Annotated in this window: 18 protein-coding genes; 11 read left to right on the top strand and 7 right to left on the bottom strand. The window is 70.2% G+C overall.

The window, feature by feature from the left end; translation table 11 throughout:
• Window positions 1–1,881 carry an ABC transporter ATP-binding protein gene (locus P1K31_RS12180; protein WP_276303594.1) on the bottom strand — a complete coding sequence of 627 codons (1,881 nt, stop codon included), beginning with the start codon at window positions 1,879–1,881 and terminating at the stop codon, window positions 1–3.
• A gap of 186 nt (window positions 1,882–2,067) precedes the next feature.
• On the opposite strand from P1K31_RS12180, the gene P1K31_RS12175 reads away from it, so the two are divergent.
• From P1K31_RS12175 to yqeC, 3 genes are all read left to right on the top strand, one after another.
• Window positions 2,068–2,472 carry a DoxX family protein gene (locus P1K31_RS12175; RefSeq protein ID WP_276303593.1) on the top strand — a complete coding sequence of 135 codons (405 nt, stop codon included), beginning with the start codon at window positions 2,068–2,070 and terminating at the stop codon, window positions 2,470–2,472.
• A 183-nt stretch (window positions 2,473–2,655) separates the two neighbouring features.
• Complete coding sequence (locus P1K31_RS12170; RefSeq protein WP_276303592.1) at window positions 2,656–3,246, top strand: 50S ribosomal protein L15e; 591 nt, start codon at window positions 2,656–2,658, stop codon at window positions 3,244–3,246.
• Between the two features lie 118 nt (window positions 3,247–3,364).
• Window positions 3,365–4,099 (top strand): selenium cofactor biosynthesis protein YqeC, encoded by a 735-nt coding sequence (gene yqeC, locus P1K31_RS12165; protein ID WP_276303591.1) that lies wholly within the window; start codon window positions 3,365–3,367, stop codon window positions 4,097–4,099.
• On the opposite strand, the gene mobA is transcribed toward yqeC, so the two are convergent.
• Window positions 4,096–4,755: a molybdenum cofactor guanylyltransferase gene (mobA, locus tag P1K31_RS12160; RefSeq protein WP_276303590.1), complete on the bottom strand. Its 660-nt coding sequence runs from the start codon at window positions 4,753–4,755 to the stop codon at window positions 4,096–4,098. The genes yqeC and mobA overlap by 4 nt on opposite strands.
• Window positions 4,756–4,894: 139 nt before the next feature.
• Entirely contained in the window at window positions 4,895–6,976 is a 2,082-nt protein-coding gene (fdhF, locus tag P1K31_RS12155) for a formate dehydrogenase subunit alpha (protein ID WP_276303589.1), read from the bottom strand.
• A 304-nt stretch (window positions 6,977–7,280) separates the two neighbouring features.
• On the opposite strand from fdhF, the gene P1K31_RS12150 reads away from it, so the two are divergent.
• Window positions 7,281–7,847: a hypothetical protein gene (locus tag P1K31_RS12150; RefSeq protein WP_276303588.1), complete on the top strand. Its 567-nt coding sequence runs from the start codon at window positions 7,281–7,283 to the stop codon at window positions 7,845–7,847.
• A 259-nt stretch (window positions 7,848–8,106) separates the two neighbouring features.
• A complete protein-coding gene (locus tag P1K31_RS12145) occupies window positions 8,107–9,255 on the top strand; it encodes a CobW family GTP-binding protein (RefSeq protein ID WP_276303587.1) in 1,149 nt (382 codons plus the stop codon).
• A 5-nt stretch (window positions 9,256–9,260) separates the two neighbouring features.
• Here P1K31_RS12145 and P1K31_RS12140 read toward each other — a convergent pair whose 3' ends face one another.
• Window positions 9,261–9,419: a hypothetical protein gene (locus P1K31_RS12140; RefSeq protein ID WP_276303586.1), complete on the bottom strand. Its 159-nt coding sequence runs from the start codon at window positions 9,417–9,419 to the stop codon at window positions 9,261–9,263.
• Window positions 9,420–9,532: 113 nt separating this feature from the next.
• On the opposite strand from P1K31_RS12140, the gene P1K31_RS12135 reads away from it, so the two are divergent.
• Window positions 9,533–9,655, top strand: a complete 123-nt coding sequence (locus tag P1K31_RS12135; protein ID WP_276303585.1) for a hypothetical protein — start codon at window positions 9,533–9,535, stop codon at window positions 9,653–9,655.
• Between the two features lie 32 nt (window positions 9,656–9,687).
• Here P1K31_RS12135 and P1K31_RS12130 read toward each other — a convergent pair whose 3' ends face one another.
• Window positions 9,688–10,848: a glutathione-independent formaldehyde dehydrogenase gene (locus P1K31_RS12130; protein ID WP_276305741.1), complete on the bottom strand. Its 1,161-nt coding sequence runs from the start codon at window positions 10,846–10,848 to the stop codon at window positions 9,688–9,690.
• Between the two features lie 44 nt (window positions 10,849–10,892).
• A complete protein-coding gene (locus tag P1K31_RS21890; RefSeq protein WP_368410806.1) occupies window positions 10,893–11,153 on the bottom strand; it encodes a hypothetical protein in 261 nt (86 codons plus the stop codon).
• On the opposite strand from P1K31_RS21890, the gene P1K31_RS12125 reads away from it, so the two are divergent.
• The 5 genes from P1K31_RS12125 to P1K31_RS12105 all read left to right on the top strand — a co-directional run bounded on the left by P1K31_RS12125 (window position 11,134) and on the right by P1K31_RS12105 (window position 14,399).
• Window positions 11,134–11,838, top strand: coding sequence for a GNAT family N-acetyltransferase (locus tag P1K31_RS12125; RefSeq protein WP_368410805.1), 705 nt, complete (start codon window positions 11,134–11,136; stop codon window positions 11,836–11,838). The two genes, P1K31_RS21890 and P1K31_RS12125, sit on opposite strands and share 20 nt — an antisense overlap.
• 87 nt (window positions 11,839–11,925) lie before the next feature.
• Complete coding sequence (locus P1K31_RS12120) at window positions 11,926–12,609, top strand: CDP-alcohol phosphatidyltransferase family protein (RefSeq protein WP_276303583.1); 684 nt, start codon at window positions 11,926–11,928, stop codon at window positions 12,607–12,609.
• The gene (locus tag P1K31_RS12115) at window positions 12,606–13,328 is read left to right on the top strand and encodes a CehA/McbA family metallohydrolase (protein ID WP_276303582.1); all 723 of its coding nucleotides are present in this window, start codon (window positions 12,606–12,608) and stop codon (window positions 13,326–13,328) included. Before P1K31_RS12120 ends, P1K31_RS12115 begins: the two co-directional genes overlap by 4 nt.
• Before the next feature lie 34 nt (window positions 13,329–13,362).
• On the top strand, window positions 13,363–13,761 hold the full coding sequence (locus P1K31_RS12110) for a thioredoxin family protein (protein ID WP_276303581.1): 399 nt from the start codon (window positions 13,363–13,365) through the stop codon (window positions 13,759–13,761).
• A gap of 350 nt (window positions 13,762–14,111) precedes the next feature.
• Complete coding sequence (locus P1K31_RS12105; RefSeq protein WP_276303580.1) at window positions 14,112–14,399, top strand: hypothetical protein; 288 nt, start codon at window positions 14,112–14,114, stop codon at window positions 14,397–14,399.
• 63 nt (window positions 14,400–14,462) lie between these two features.
• Here the strand turns inward: P1K31_RS12105 and P1K31_RS12100 are convergent, their stop codons facing one another.
• Complete coding sequence (locus P1K31_RS12100) at window positions 14,463–15,092, bottom strand: DsbA family oxidoreductase (protein ID WP_276303579.1); 630 nt, start codon at window positions 15,090–15,092, stop codon at window positions 14,463–14,465.
• Window positions 15,093–15,136: the final 44 nt, after the last annotated feature.

Genomic DNA, 15,136 nt, shown 5'->3' with positions numbered 1-15,136 from the left:
TCACTCCTCGCTTCCGTCGGCTCTGAGGAGCCGGTCCAGGACCGCATCGGTGGCCCGCTCACCCGCCTGCACGCTCCACAGGGTGGAGTAGAGCCCACCGGCCGCGAGGAGGTCGTCGTGGGTGCCGCGCTCGACCACCCGGCCCTCTTCGAGGACGACGATCCCCTCGGCGTCCCTGATCGTCGAGAGGCGATGGGCGATGACGAGCGTCGTTCGATCCGCCGTGAGGCGGTCGAGCGCCCGCTGGATGAGCACCTCCGTCTCGGTGTCGACGGCGCTGGTCGCCTCGTCGAGCACGAGCACGGCGGGATCCTGCAGGACCGCGCGGGCGATGGAGATGCGCTGGCGCTGCCCGCCCGAGAGCTTCACCCCGCGCTCTCCCACGCGCGTGTCGTAGCCGTCGGGGAGGTTCCGGACGAAGTCGTGGGCCTCGGCGGCCCTCGCCGCCGCCACCACCGCCTCGTCGTCCGCCTCGAACGCCCCGTACGCGATGTTCTCCCGGACGGTGCCGTCGAAGAGGAACACGTCCTGGCTCACGTAGCCGACGTTGGAGCGGAGGGCGTCGAGCGCGAGGTCCCGAACGTCGATCCCGTCGATCCGGATCGCCCCCCCGTCCACGTCGTACAGCCTGAGGAGGAGCTTCGCGGCGGTCGACTTCCCCGCGCCGGTCGGCCCGACGAAGGCGATCGTCTCGCCCGGCTCGCCGGCGAAGGAGAGCCCCTCGACGACCGGCCGTCCCGGCAGGTACGCGAAGTGGACGTCGTCGTACTCGACCCGGCCCTCGACGCGCTCGGGGCGGACGGCGTCGGCGCGGTCGCGGACCGAAACGGGGCGCTCGACGAGGTCGACGATGCGCTCGCCCGAGGCCCGTGCGTTCTCGTAGGAGTTGACGATGCGCCCCGCCCCGGAGAGCGGTTCGACGAACCGCTGGGTCATGAACAGGAAGGTGACGAACTCGCCCACGAGCAGCTCGCCCGAGAACCCCGGCGGCGGCCCGACGACCAGCCAGTACCCCCCGAGGGCGAACGTCGCGGCGAACGAGAGACCCGCCAGGAGATCCATCGACGGCTGGTAGAGGTACTCCAGCTTGGCGACCGACCAGGTCGTCAGGTAGTTCTCCCAGGAGGCGGCACCCACGCGCTCGTTCTCGTAGCGCTCCGCGTTCGAGGTCTTGATCACCTCCATCCCGCTGAGGTTGTTCTCGATGCGCGTGTTGAGGTCGCCGATGCTCGCTCGGAGCGCGCGGTAACGCGGCCGGATGGTGCGCATGAACCAGACCGTGAAGACCGCGAGGACCGGGACGCCGAGGAGCGTGACGGCGGCGAGCTGCGCGTTCAGGTAGAACAGCAGCGCGGCGATGCCGAGGACGGTCGCGAGCAGCTGGAGCGCGCCGCTCACGGTCGAGCCGAGGAACATCCGCAGGTTGCGCACGTCGTCGTTGAGGATCGCCATCACCTGCCCGGTCTGCTTGTCGTCGAAGAAGGCCATGTCGAGCTCCTGCATCGCGCGGTAGGCGTCCACGCGGACGGCGTGCTGGATGCGGTTCGAGAACAGCGAGAGGCTCACCCCCTGCGTCCAGGTGAGCGCCCCGCCGACGACGAGCGATCCGAGGATGAGCGCGACCGAGAGCCACAGCTGCGTTCGCGGATCGCCGGGGATCCACGCGGCCGGCACTAGCGGAAGGCGGTACGCGACGTCCCTCGACGGGGTGAACAGCGCGTCGATGGCGACGCCGAGCACCAGCGGCGGGACGAGGCTCACCGCTCGGCCGACGATGCTCGTGACCACGCCGAGGACGAACAGCGGGAGTTCGGGCAGGGCGTAGCGGGCGAACAGGTCGCGCACGGGCGCGGCCAGCGGCGAGAAGTCGTCCCCGCTCACGGCGCGCGATCGCGGTCCCGGCGCGACCCGGCGGTAGCGAATCCGTACGGTGACATTAACGTCAGGTAAGCGCCGAGCGGATATGAGGGTCGCGCCGGGCGGGCCGGGCTGCCGCACGACCAACACCTAAGGCAGTCGCGCGACTGGTGAGAGGTATGCGGTACCACGAATCGATGGGTGAGGTCGATGGGTGACTCGACCGACGAACCGGCGGACGCGCCCCCGTCCCGCCTCGCGCGACTGCTGTTCGGCGGCGTCCTCGCGTTCATGGCGCTCGACAACTTCCAGAGCCTGGAGGGGATGGTCCAGTACGCGGAGGGGAACGGCGTGCCGAAGGCCGACCTCGCCGTCCCGTTCGCGAGCGGCGCGTTACTGTTCGGCGGCACCGGGATCGCGCTCTGGAGGCTGCCGCGGCTGGCGGCGACCGCGGTCGCGACGTTCTTCCTCGGCGTCACGCCGCTGATGCACGACTTCTGGAACCGCGAGGGCGAGGAGAAGCAGGCCCAGCAGATCCACTTTCTGAAGAACCTCGCGCTGCTCGGGGCGGCGATCGCCTTCCTCGTCCGCGGGGGGCGACGCTGTCGGACGTGACGGGGCCCGAGTCGCGAAGTGGCGTTTCGAAGGCCCTAAGTACGCCATCGGAGTAGTCACGCTGACTCGCTGGTCGGACGGGCCCCAGCGGGCACCTGCACACCGGAGCAGGCCGGAATGTGGCGCGCGCGGTTCGTCGAACCGCCCTCGCGCTGAACCACCCAACGCCCGTCGGAGCACACCATGGCACGAAGCTTCTACTCCCACATCCGAGAGGCGTGGCAGAACCCGAAGGAAGGCAAGCTGGCCGAACTCCAGTGGCAGCGCCAGCAGGAGTGGCGCGATCAGGGCGCGATCGAGCGCGTCGAACGCCCCACCCGTCTGGACAAGGCCCGCTCGCTCGGCTACAAGGCCAAGCAGGGCGTCGTCGTCGCGCGCGTCAGCGTCCGCAAGGGCGGCGCGCGCAAGCAGCGCTTCACGGCCGGACGCCGCTCGAAGCGCCAGGGCGTCCGCAAGATCACTCGCAAGAAGAACCTCCAGCGCGTCGCCGAGGAGCGCGCCTCGCGGAAGTTCCGCAACCTGCGCGTCCTCAACTCCTACTGGGTGGGCGAGGACGGCTCCCAGAAGTGGTTCGAGGTGATCCTCCTCGATCCCGAGCACGGCGCGATCAGGAACGACGACGACCTCAACTGGATCTGCGACGACTCCCAGCGCGGGCGCGCCTTCCGCGGCAAGACCGGGGCCGGCCGTCGCGGGCGCGGCCTGAACAACCGCGGCACGGGCGCGGAGAAGTCCCGCCCCAGCGTCGGCGCGAACAGGGGCCGCGGAAAGTAGGCACCGCCGCCGCCATTCGTTCTCGACGTTCTTCAGCCGCCCGCCAGCGGCGGCCGCGACCGCGCGCCTCGCGCACGACCGGCGTAGCAGTGAAATCCACGGCGCACGAGGATCCCCCATGGACCTCACCGAGGCGCTCGTTCCCGAGACGGACGTCGGAGCGCCGCTCGTCCCCGTCGTCGGCGCGGGCGGGAAGAAGACGGCGCTCTACACCCTCGCGAACCGGCTCGATCGCGCGGTGGTGACCGCGACCGTCAGGATTCCGCTCTTCGACGAGCACGTCGCGCGCGTCGTCGTCACCGACGACCCGGCGGCGGCGGCCGAGTCCGCGGGACCGGACGACTGGCCGCTCGGCGTCGTCCCCGAGCGCGAGGGCGACCGCTACCTGGGGTACGATCCCGACGACGTGGGCGCGCTGGCCGGGTCCGACCTCGACGCCGTGCTCGTGAAGGCCGACGGCGCGCGGATGCGCGAGTTCAAGGCCCCCGGCGAGGACGAACCGCGACTGCCCGACGGCACTGACGCGGTCCTCGCCATCGCCAGCGTGCAGGTCGTCGGCCGCCCGCTGACGGCGGAGTACGTCCACCGCCCCGAGCGGGTCGCGGCCCTCACCGGCCGTGAGGTCGGCGACACCGTCCGCGCCGAGGACGTGGCGACGGTGCTCGCCCACCCGGAGGGCGGATTCGAGAACGTCCCCGACGGCGCGACCGTGATCCCCGTGCTCAACAAGGTGGACGACGAGGACTGGGAGCGGACCGCCCGCACCGTCGCCCGGACGATCAGAGAGCGCGCCGACGTACCCTACGTCGCGCTGACGCGGCTGAACCGCGGTGAACTGATCGCGACCGTCTAGGCGAGGCGCTCCTCGGCCGCCGCGAACTCCTCGCGGGTGTTCACGTTCTCGAACGTGTCGAGCGAGCCGCGCGCCCGGATCGCGGGTTCGTCCACGACGACGTAGTCCAGTTCGAACAGCGGGGCGACGACCCGGCGCTCGCCGCGTTCGAGCGCCGCGTCGCAGGCGTCGGCCATCGCCGCCGCCCGGTAGACCGCGTGGGTCGTCTGGAACCACTCGTCGTCGAGGCGCGGAACCGCCGCGTCGTACGACCGCGTCCGCGTCTCGCCGTCCGCACCCGCCTCGCCGCCGTCGCGTCCCGTCGCCCGCTCGAACAGGTACCGGACCACGTCCGGTTCGACGAACGGCATGTCGCAGGCGACGACGAACGCGTACTCGTCCTCGACGGCGCGGAGTCCGGTCCGGATGCCGGCCATCGGTCCCTCGTCGGGGTCGTCGTCGACGGCGAACGCGGTATCGAGAGGATAGCCGTCGAGCGCCGCCCGGACGGCGGAGACCTGTTCCTCGCGGCAGTTGACGACCAGCGCGTCGACGACTCCGGCGAGGCGGTCCGCGACCCGGCGGATCATCGGCGTCCCGGCGAGGTCGGCGACGGCCTTGTCGGCCTCGCCGAAGCGCGTCGAGCGACCCCCGGCGACGACGACGGCGGTGGACATGATCGCGGGTACGCGCCGCTCCCGAGAAAACCGCACGGATTCATCGAATACAGGAACGTTTCGGTCCTGGAGTGGAAACGGAGGGGTTCGCCACCGCGTTCGGGGGCCGACGAACCGACCGCGAACGCCGGTAGCGGGGTCAGTCGCCCGGCTGGGGGGTCGGTTCGACGTCGACCTCGACGCTCGCTGCCGACGCCTTGTACTCCGGGATCTTCGCGACCGGGTCGAGAACGTCGTTCGTCAACTGGTTGATCGGGGAGTCCGCGAAGTGCGGCGTCGACCAGAGGATGCCCGGCTTCACGTCCTCGGTGACGTGCGCCTTGACGCGCACCTCGCCGCGACGCGAGACGAGCCGCACGTACTGCTCGTCCTCGATCCCCAGCGACTCCGCGTCGACGGGGTTGATGTCGACGAAGTTCTCCGGCGTCCGCCGGATCAGCGTCGGGGAGCGGGTGCTCATCGTCCCCGTGTTGTAGTGCTCCTCCAGCCGGGCCGTCGTCAGCACGAACGGGTACTCCTCGTCCTCGACCTCCTTCGGCGGCTGGTGTCTCACCCCCCGGAGCTTGCCGAGCCCGTTCGGCGTGTCGAACGACCCCTCGTAGAGGAACGGATCGCCCTCGTCGTCCTCGTCGTAGCAGGGCCAGTGGATGCCCTCGAAGCCGATCCGCTCGTAGGTGATGCCGCGGTAGATGGGCGCGACCTCCCTGAGTTCCTCGAAGGCCTCCTCGGGGGTCTCGAAGTCGAAGCCCTCCCCGAAGAGGCGCGTGCCGACCTCACAGAGGATCTCCAGGTCGTGTCGCGTGTTCCCGGGAACGCGCGTCGCGGGCCGCATGAGCTGGACGCGGCGGTCGGTGTTCGTCACGGTGCCGCCGCGCTCGGCCCACGAGGTGGCGGGGAGGACCACGTCGGCCAGTTCGGCCGTGTCGGACATGAAGATGTCCTGCGCGACGATGAACTCGAGCCGTTCGAGGTGCTCTCTCACCTCGTTGCCGTTCGGTTCGCTGATGACGGGGTTCTCGCCCATGACGTAGGCCCCGTGGATCTGCTCGCCGGCGGCCTGCGTTATCTCGACGTTGGACAGCCCGGGTTCCGGCGGCAGTTCGAAGCCCCACACCGCCTCGACCTCCGCGCGCCCCTCGTCGTCGTCGACGGGGATGTAGCCGGGGAACGTGTTGTACATCGCGCCCACGTCGCAGGTCCCCTGGACGTTGTTCTGCCCGCGGAGCGGGTTCACGCCGGTCCCGGGCCGGCCGAGGTTGCCCGTCGCGAGCGCGAGGTTGATGAGGTTCTGGACGTTGTCCGTCCCGCAGGCGTGCTGGCTCATCCCCATCCCGGTGAAGATAGCGGCGTTGTCCGCGGTGGCGTACGTCTCGGCCGCCCGCTGGATGTCCTCCAGGGGGACGTCGCAGATCTCGGCCGCCTCCTCGACGTCGAAGTCCTCGAGCGTCTCGACGAGGTCCTCGAAGCCCTCCGTCCGCTCCGCTACGAACTCCTCGTCCACCCAGCCGTTGTCGAGGATCGTCCTGAGGACGACGTTCAGCAGCGGGATGTCGGTCCCCGGTTTCACCTGCAGGTGGAGGTCGGCGTCCCGACTGGTCTTGTTCGCGTGCGGATCGACCTGGACGACGAAGGTGTCCTCGAGGGCGGCCTGCTTGAAGTACTTGCTGTGCGCGATGGGGTGCTGCTCGCTCGGGTTGGCGCCGTGTATCCAGTACACGTCCGCCTCCTCCATGAGGTCCTGCATGCTGTTGGTCATCGCGCCCGCGCCGAGGCTCTGCCTGAGCGCCGCGACCGTCGAGGCGTGACACATCCGCGTGCAGTTGTCGACGTTGTTGGTGCCGTACCGGCGGGCCAGCTTCTGGAGCACGTAGTTCTCCTCGTTCGTGCACTTCGAGGACCCGAAGAAGCCCATCGCGTCCGGTCCGTACTCCTCGCGGATGCGCCCCATCTCCGCGGTGACGCGCTCTAACGCCTCCTCCCACGTCGCCTCGCGGAACTCGCCGTCCTCGCGGATCAGCGGCTCAGTGAGGCGGTCCTCGTGGTTCACCACCTCCGTCGACGCGCCGCCCTTGATGCAGAGCGCGCCCTCGTTGACGGGCGCGTCGAACCACGGTTTGAGGCGTACCTCTCCCTCCTCCTCGCCCTCCTGAAGCTGTAGCCCGCACCCGACGCCGCAGTACGGACAGATCGTACAAACTCCCTCGTTCGCTTCCTGGCTCATGACTGGTGTGGTGTGTCTCTCGGTGGTCTGTCGCGATCGGCGCCGGCGATCGGTTTCCGAACCGACGCGACTGTTCTACGTTACCAGTCGTCAGACGAGGCGCGGGGGGTTGAAACTTACGCACCACCCGCCGACGTTCGTCGCGTCGAGACCGTGCGGCGGGGCGAGGGATCGTCCCGCGGGTCGCCGGGAACGCGGACGGCCCGCGCTCCCGGTAGGGTTAGGGGCGCCGCCGCCGTCTAGCCGGACGGATCGCGGCGAGCGCGAACGCCGGCGTGCACCCGCCGGAGGTGGTGAGTCACGGATGAAACTCGACAGAGCGGTCGTGGTCGAACTGAGCCGGGACTACGAGCGACAGGAACCCCTGTACCTCGTCGAGCGGGACTACCTGGAGACGCTGCCCGACGCGTTCGAGAGCGGGACCGTCCTCTGGAAGGACGTGGAGTGGATCGTCTGGTGGTACTTCAGACGGTACCTCGGGGAGTTCCCGCACGGGGAGCGGGAGGCGGCCGAGCGCCGGTTCCGCGACAACGAGTGGGAGACCGTGAGCGAGGTCGTCGAGTCGGTCGTCGGGATCGCGGCGGACGGCGAGAAGGTCGAGCGACTGCTCCGGTTGCGCGGGGTGGACGTACCGATCGCGTCCGCCGTTCTCCAGTACGCGGACCCGTCGGCGTACGTCGTCGTCGACGAACGGACCTGGACCGCGCTCCGTGACGCCGGCGCGCTGGCCGACGGCTACCCCGACCCGCCGTCGGTCGACGAGTACCTCCGGTACCTGGAGCGGTGTCGGGCGCTGGCCGACGACCTCGACGTCGAGCTCCAGACCCTGTACCGGGCGCTCTGGCGACTGTCGGCGGAAGGAGGGGCGTAGCGGCTCAGAACGGCGGCGTCAGGTCGGGATCCCGTCGCCGCCGCGCGAGGACGAGGAGGGCGGCGGCCGCGAGCGCGAGCGAACCGAGGAGCGAACGCGGTTTCGACATGGCGAGTCGTTCGTCCGCCCGCCAGTTAGGCCTTGGCGCGGAGGGGCGGCCGTCGCGGGGAGCCCGCGCCACCGAACGTAGACGGCGGCAGAACAGTCAGTTGAAGTGACGGACGGCGGATACTTGCCGTCGCGGGACGACTCCCCGGCGATGAGCGACACGAAGGTTCCGGTGACGGTCGTCACGGGCGCGCTCGGGGCGGGCAAGACGACGCTCGTGAACCGCCTGCTGACCGCGCCCGGCGACCGGCGGGTCGCGGTGATCGTCAACGACGTGGGGGAGGTGAACGTCGACGCGGCGCTCGTCGAGGCCGAGGCGGACGGCATCGTCGACCTCTCCAACGGCTGCATCTGCTGTCGCCTGCGCGACGACCTCGTCACCGAGGTGGTGCGGCTGGCCCGCGAGCGCACGTTCGACTACCTCGTCGTCGAAGCCTCCGGGATCAGCGAACCCGTCCCCATCGCGCGGACGCTCACCGTCGGTTCCGAGGACGGACCGGACCCCGTCGACGACTACCGCCTCGACACCGTGGTGACCGTCGTCGACGCGTACGGGTTCTGGAAGGAGTTCGACGCGGGCGCGGACCTCCCGCCCGGTCACGACCCCGACCGCCCGCTCGCCGACGTGCTCGTCGACGGGATCGAGTTCTGCGACGTGCTCCTGCTCAACAAGTGCGACGCGGTGCCCGACGACGTGCTCGACGAGATCGAGGCCGTGATCCGGCGGCTCCAGCCCCGCGCGGCGCTGCACCGGACGACTCACTCGGACGTCCCACCCGAGGCGGTGCTCGCGACCGGGCGGTTCGACTTCGAGGCGGCGAGCCGCGAACAGGGCTGGAAGCGCGAACTCGCGGGCGGCGGGCGCGACGACGGGGGCGGTGACGATCACGGGCACGACCACGATCACGAGCACAGCCACGATCACGGCCGCGATCGCTCCGCCGCGGAGGCCCACGGCGTCGAGTCGTTCGTCTACGAGCGCGACCGGCCGTTCCACTCGCGGCGCTTCGCCGCCTGGCTCGACGACTGGGACGGCTCGGTCGTCCGCGCGAAGGGCTTCTGCCGGCTCGCGAGTCGCCCGGAGGAGGTGATCGGGCTGAACCAGGCCGGCCCGTCGTTGCGCGTCGGCCCCATCGGGGAGTGGGGCGACGACGACCCGGTCACGCGGCTGGTGTTCATCGGGACCGACCTCGATCCGGATCGACAGCGGGCGGAACTCGACGCGTGTCTGCTCGACCCCGGCGAGTCCGACGCGACGCAGGAGGAGGACCCCTTCCCGCGCGAGACGCTGCTGAAGTGACCTCCTCAGGGCGACGCGCCCGGCCCGATCTGCTCGCGCAGCTCCTCGTAGGACTCGTGGAAGCCGTAGGTCGACTCGCTCCGTCCCCTAACGGCGTTCTGGTAGACCTCGTCGTACTGGAGGAGCGCGGACCAGCCCTCCCCGACGTTACAGTAGAGGCACACGACCGTACGTACCGTCGAGCGGAAGAATAACGATTGTGGTGACTGCGGCGGACCTGGAACGACGGGACGGTCTCCGTCAGAGGGATACGTGCCACCCGAGTACGCGTCCTCGTATGCCGATCGGCAGATGTACGCGCTGTGACTGGCGTGCGGTGGCGGGATCCCACTCGAAGATGACGAGGCTCTACCAGGACCACCTCAGGGCCGAGCACCCGAAGGCGTGGCTCCGCACCTGAACGCGTCGAAAAACGGAGATCGGTAGCGACGGTTACGGCTCGAGCAGCACCTTCGTGACGCCCTCCTCGCGCTCGTCGAACCGCTCGTACATCTCGGGCGCGCGGTCGAGGCCGACGCGGTGTGAGACGACGAAGCTGGGGTCGGCGCGCCCCTCGATGATGAGGTCGCGCAGTTGCCGGTTGTACTGCTTTACGTTACACTGGCCCGTGCCGAGGCGCAGGCCCTTCTCGAACAGCTTCCCGAAGTCGATGCCGAGCCGACCCTGGGCGGCCATCTCGTCGGGCGCGCCGGGGTCGGACGGGACGTACAGCCCCGGGATCCCCAGCTGACCCGTCGCGCGGACGACCTGGATGAGCTGGTTGAGCACGACCGCCGGGTTCTCCCGGGCGGGGTCGTAGGCCTCGTCGCCGGGATCGGTGTCCGGGTCGATGGCCTGGTAGCCGACGGCGTCCACGCCGCGATCGACGCCGTCGCCGTGGGCCTCCTTGATCTGTTCGACCGGGTCGGCCTCCTCGAAGTTGATCGGCGTGGCGTCGCAGTGCTCGACCGCCAGGTCGAGACGGCTCTCGACGCGGTCGACGACGTAGATCTCGGCGGCCCCCTTGATCCTCGCGCTGTAGGCGGCCATCAGCCCCACCGGTCCCGCGCCGAAGATCGCGATGGACTCGCCGGGCTGGAGGCCCGCCAGTTCCGTCCCGTGCCAGCCGGTCGGGAAGATGTCCGCGAGCAGGGCGAAGGAGTCCTCGTGCTCGTTCCCCTCCGGAAGCTTCAGCGCGTTGAAGTCGGCGTAGGGCACGCGGAGCTTCTCGGCCTGCCCGCCCTTGTACGGCCCCATCGCGACGTAGCCGTACGCGCCCCCGGCGAAGCCGGGGTTGACGTTCGTGCAGAAGCCCGTGAAGCCGTTCTCGCAGTTCCGGCAGTGCCCGCAGGCGACGTTGAACGGGAGGACGATCCGATCCCCCTCCGAGAGCGTTTCGACGCCCTCGCCGACCTCCGTGACGGTCCCCATGTTCTCGTGACCGAAGACGATCCCCGGTTCGGCGGACGTCCGCCCCTCGTACATGTGGAGGTCGGAGCCGCAGATGGCCGTCGTCGTGATGTCGATGAGTACGTCGTTCGGGCTCTCGAGTTCCGGTTCGTCAACCTCCTCCACTGCGACGTCGTGCGGTCCCTTGTACACGACCGCGTCCATTGTCATCGAATTACACCTCACCTCACAACACACCGCATGGCTCCTTACTCGTTTTTCAGAGACGGGTTGACTGTAGCCCCGAGGGGACAATCACCGACGCCGTTCCCGCCCGCCGACGGTGGTGCCGGTCGTCGCTTCGAGGTGTTTGACGAGCGCCGCCGCGTCCTCCTCGCCGACCCGAGCGACCGGGTCGCGCTGGCGGCCTTCCGGGTCGCGGCCGTCGTCGCGTCGTGCGAGACGGTGCTCGTGTCGACGACGACGGTGTCCGCCGTGAGTCCCTCGACGATGCCCTCCTCGCCCGTCACCACCGCGCGAAGCGCCTCGGGGCCGGTCACCCTCGCGAAGACGGCGGCCGGCGACCCCCGGACCACGAACTATATTCCCCGGGGGCAGAATACATACCCAATGGCCGCCCGCCTCCCCCTCTGGCGCGTGACCCGCACCGCCCGCGCTCGGCGACTGTACGAGTGGCTGGCGGCGCGGGGCGTCACCGGGGCCCGCATGTACCAGTACGTCCGCGACCTGGACGAGGGCCTTCCCGCGCCCGCGCCCCCCGCCGACGTGACGCTCGCACGGGAGAGCGGAGCCGACGCGGGGCTGGAACGGCTCGACGGCGACCTCGCCCGGGACGATACCGTCGTCGTCGCCCGGAGCGACGACGGTGGCGAGGCCGCCGGACAGGTGGTCGTCAGCGTCGGGCGGCCGGTCCGCGTCCCGCCGCTCGGCGCGACGGTGCGCACCGACGGGGCGTACGTCTGGCGGCTCTACGTCCCGCCCGCCCACCGCGGCCGCGGTATCGCGACGGCGCTCGTCGCGGCGGGCGCTCGGGCGGCCCGCGAGCGCGGAGCCGACCGGGCGGCCGCGCTCGTCGCCACGGACAACCGCCCCTCCCAGCGGGTGTTCGAGGCAAACGGCTTCGAGGCGCGGACGCTCCACACGTACTACCGGTTCCGGAACGCGACCCGCCGCGGTCGGCGACGGCTGCGATAGGGGGCAGAAATACCCATATTTAGATCTAAATAAATATTATATGCGAAATATTTATAAATCAGTTCGTCGCAGGCGTGACTGTACGCGATGTCCGACGAAATCGGGTCTGCGGTCCGGCGGGTCGTGACGCGGGTCGACCGACGAGGGCCGCGCTTCGAGCGGGAGAACGTCCTCCGGCGGCTGACCGTCGCGGACTACATCAGCCTCGCGGCGCTGTTCTGGGGGTGGGCGAGCGCCGTGCTCTTCCTCTCCGGGGAACCGAACTGGGCCGTGCTGGCGATGCTCGGCGGTTACGGCTTCGACAAGCTCGACGGGTACTGGGCGCGCCGTTCGGGCGTCAGTTCGGCGTTCGGCCGGCAGATCGACTCCTTCATCGATGTCTTCGTCTACCTCGTGAGCGCGGCGCTCCTCTATCACTACGCGCTCGCGCCGACCGTCTACGCCAGCCTCGTCGTGGGCTTTCTCGTGGTCGCGTTCGGCGGCCTCCGGCTCGTACGGCACAACGACGAGGGGTTCATCGCGGAGGACGGGACGAGCTACTACCGGGGGACGACCGTCGTCCACACGAACCTCGTGGCGGTCGGCTGCTACCTCTCGGCGGCGTTCACCGGGGTTCCGAACGGCTGGATCGCCGGCGCGCTCCTCGTCCTCGTCAGTCCGCTGATGGTGTCGGACTACCGCGCGCCGAAGACCGACCGCAGCCACGCCCTGGCCGCGCTCGCGGCGCTGGCCGTCGCCGCCGGCTGCCTCTACCTGGAGGTCGGCGCGTGAGGACCCGACGGCTGACCGTCGATCCGCACGCCCACTCGGCGGGCTCCTACGACGCGACGGGGACGGTCGGGGAGCTCCTCGCGCGGGCGAGCGCCGCGGGGCTCGACGCGATCGCCGTGACCGACCACGACGCCATCGAGCGATCGCTACGGGCGGTCGAGCTGGCCCCCTCCTACGGGCTGCTCGCGGTTCCGGGGGTCGAGGTGTCGACCGCCGACGGACACCTGCTCGCGCTCGGCGTCGATCGGTGCCCGCCCGCCGGCGAATCGTTCGCGCGCACCGTCGAGCGCGTCCGCGACCGGGGGGGCGTCGCGGTCGTCCCCCACCCGTTCGAGCGGCTCCGACACGGGGTCCGGGCGGCCGCCGTCGACGACTGCGACGCGGTCGAGACGTACAACGCCTGCTCGCTCCTCTGCGTCCGGCGGCGGGCGGCCCGGCGGTTCGCCGCCGAGCGGGGATACGCCCGCGTCGGGGGGAGCGACGCCCACACGCCCGCGATGGTCGGGCGGGCGTACACGGAGGTGGTCGTCGAGACGACGGCCGCGGCGTCCGAGGAGGTGCCCGTCGACGCGGTGCTCGACGCGATCCGGCGCGGCGCGACGCGCGCTCGCGGGCGACGGACGCCGGTCCACCGGTTCGTCCGCAAGTACGCGACGAACGCCCGCCTGAAGACGGGCGCGCTGCTCGCGAGCCAGGGCGCGACGCTCACGCGCCGGTGACGGAGGTAAGTAGTCGGCGGACCTACCGGAGGGCGTGACCGACACGACCGCCGAAACTGATCCGCTCGCCGCGGCGCGCGAGCGCCCGGACCGCCCCGTCCGCCTGCGGGACGGCGACGACCTCGACGCGCTGGTCGCGGCCCACGACCTCGTGCTCGTGGACTTCCACACGAAGGGCTGTACCCTCTGTCGGAGCATCGAACCGGTCCTCGGGAACGTCGCGCGGGCCACGGACGCGGTGGTCGCGCTCCTCAACCCGCGAGAGGACCTCCCGCTCGTCGAGGAGTACGCGATCCGGAGCGTGCCGACGCTCGTGCTGTTCGAGCGGGGCGAAGTCGTCGATCGTCTCGCGGAGGGATTTCGGGGGACGGAGGCGATCGTCGCGTTCGTCGAACGGCGCGGCGAGGGAGGAGAGGGGAGAGAGTACGAGTAGCGGCCGCGGCGGGGAGGGGAGAGTGCCGCGGTCCGCACGAGTGGCTGTCGGCGGCGAGTCGAGCGGGTGCCGCCGACGGACGGAGGTTCGGGGGCGACGTAATGGGCTTTCTGTTCGGGACGAACGCGACGGCGCCGGTCTCCTCGCGCCCGCCGCAGACCCGAGAGAGCGCCCCGCGATCGTGACCGATCGTACACTATCTTCCAGGACTGAGAGCCGCACGCACATCTAATCGACGTTACGAAAATATTTACTACGATCCGAATTCTATCGTCGAACGCGAACGTCCGCACGTCCTTCTCTCGTCGGCACGCCGGGCGCGTGACAGCGAACTACGGAGAGACTACATCATGTGGCAAGACTACGTCATCCTCGTCGGAAGCATCGTCGCCATAACCAGCCTCGTCCCGACCCTCCTCGACGATGAGGCGGCCGTCCCCTACTCGACGAGCGTCCCGACCGTGTTCGTCCTCCTCGGGCAGTCGGTCGCGTTCTACACGATCGGCCTCGTCGGGTCGGCCCTGGGGGCGGTCGCGGGGTTCGTCCTCTGGACGTTCATCGCGGTGTACAAGTCGCCGCCGACCGGGGAGCCCCGGGAGCGGGCCGAGAGCACCACCGCGGTACAGCCGGCTGACTGACTCGTTCTTCACCGGTTCCTCCGACCTCACCCCCGATCTCGGGCGCGAGGAGGATCAGCCGGGCTAGACGCCCTCGACGAGCCGCTTCAGCTGCTCCGGCGGGACCGCGCCGCGGGCGGCGTAGCCGTCGTAGGCGAACGTCGGCACGCCCGTCACGCCGTCCCGCTGGGCCTCGGCGAACCGCTCGCGGAGGCGCTCGCGCAGGTCGTCGTCCGCGAGCGCGTCCCGGATCTCGTCCCCGGCCAGGCCGACGTCCTCGGCGAGGTCGACGAGCACGTCCGGGTCGCCGATGTCCCGGCCCTCCGTCCAGAGCGCCTCGAAGATCGCCTCGTCGAACTCGCGCCACCGCTCGGGGTGTTCCTCCTTCACGTGGAACGACGCGACCTGCGCGTTCAGGGAGTCGACGTCGGTGGCGATCTCCTGGGTCATCTCGACGTCGTACTGCTCCTGGAGCCGCCGGACGTTCTGTCTGGCCTGTTCGTAGTACCCCTCGTCCTTCCCGTCGTCGACGTCGGGATCGATCTCGCCGTCCGGCCCCCGCTTCCCCGACCGGAGGTCGAACGGGTGCCAGTCGAGCGCGAGCGACTCCTCGCGCGTCTCCTCGTACCGTTCGAGGGATCGGCGTCCCAGGTAGCAGAACGGACAGACGTAGTCGGAGTAGATCGTGATCGTCTCCGATCGCTCTTCGCTCATACGTTCACGTAACGGAGGACGCGCCAAAAGACACTCGTCCGGGT

The organism is Halomarina halobia, assembly GCF_029338575.1.
GTDB lineage: Archaea > Halobacteriota > Halobacteria > Halobacteriales > Haloarculaceae > Halomarina > Halomarina halobia.
The sequence above is the reverse complement of the archived record's forward strand: the minus strand, read 5'-3'. Positions and strand labels throughout refer to the sequence as shown.

Excerpts from the sequence above, each read along its gene's own strand:
- P1K31_RS12175 (WP_276303593.1), top strand. The coding sequence starts at position 2,068 with ATGGGTGACTCGACCGACGAACCGGCGGACGCGCCCCCGTCCCGCCTC.
- P1K31_RS12170 (WP_276303592.1), top strand. The coding sequence starts at position 2,656 with ATGGCACGAAGCTTCTACTCCCACATCCGAGAGGCGTGGCAGAACCCG.
- yqeC (WP_276303591.1), top strand. The coding sequence starts at position 3,365 with ATGGACCTCACCGAGGCGCTCGTTCCCGAGACGGACGTCGGAGCGCCG.
- mobA (WP_276303590.1), bottom strand. The coding sequence starts at position 4,755 with ATGTCCACCGCCGTCGTCGTCGCCGGGGGTCGCTCGACGCGCTTCGGC.
- fdhF (WP_276303589.1), bottom strand. The coding sequence starts at position 6,976 with ATGAGCCAGGAAGCGAACGAGGGAGTTTGTACGATCTGTCCGTACTGC.
- P1K31_RS12150 (WP_276303588.1), top strand. The coding sequence starts at position 7,281 with ATGAAACTCGACAGAGCGGTCGTGGTCGAACTGAGCCGGGACTACGAG.
- P1K31_RS12145 (WP_276303587.1), top strand. The coding sequence starts at position 8,107 with ATGAGCGACACGAAGGTTCCGGTGACGGTCGTCACGGGCGCGCTCGGG.
- P1K31_RS12135 (WP_276303585.1), top strand. The coding sequence starts at position 9,533 with ATGCCGATCGGCAGATGTACGCGCTGTGACTGGCGTGCGGTGGCGGGA.
- P1K31_RS12130 (WP_276305741.1), bottom strand. The coding sequence starts at position 10,848 with ATGGACGCGGTCGTGTACAAGGGACCGCACGACGTCGCAGTGGAGGAG.
- P1K31_RS12125 (WP_368410805.1), top strand. The coding sequence starts at position 11,134 with ATGCCCTCCTCGCCCGTCACCACCGCGCGAAGCGCCTCGGGGCCGGTC.
- P1K31_RS12120 (WP_276303583.1), top strand. The coding sequence starts at position 11,926 with ATGTCCGACGAAATCGGGTCTGCGGTCCGGCGGGTCGTGACGCGGGTC.
- P1K31_RS12105 (WP_276303580.1), top strand. The coding sequence starts at position 14,112 with ATGTGGCAAGACTACGTCATCCTCGTCGGAAGCATCGTCGCCATAACC.
- P1K31_RS12100 (WP_276303579.1), bottom strand. The coding sequence starts at position 15,092 with ATGAGCGAAGAGCGATCGGAGACGATCACGATCTACTCCGACTACGTC.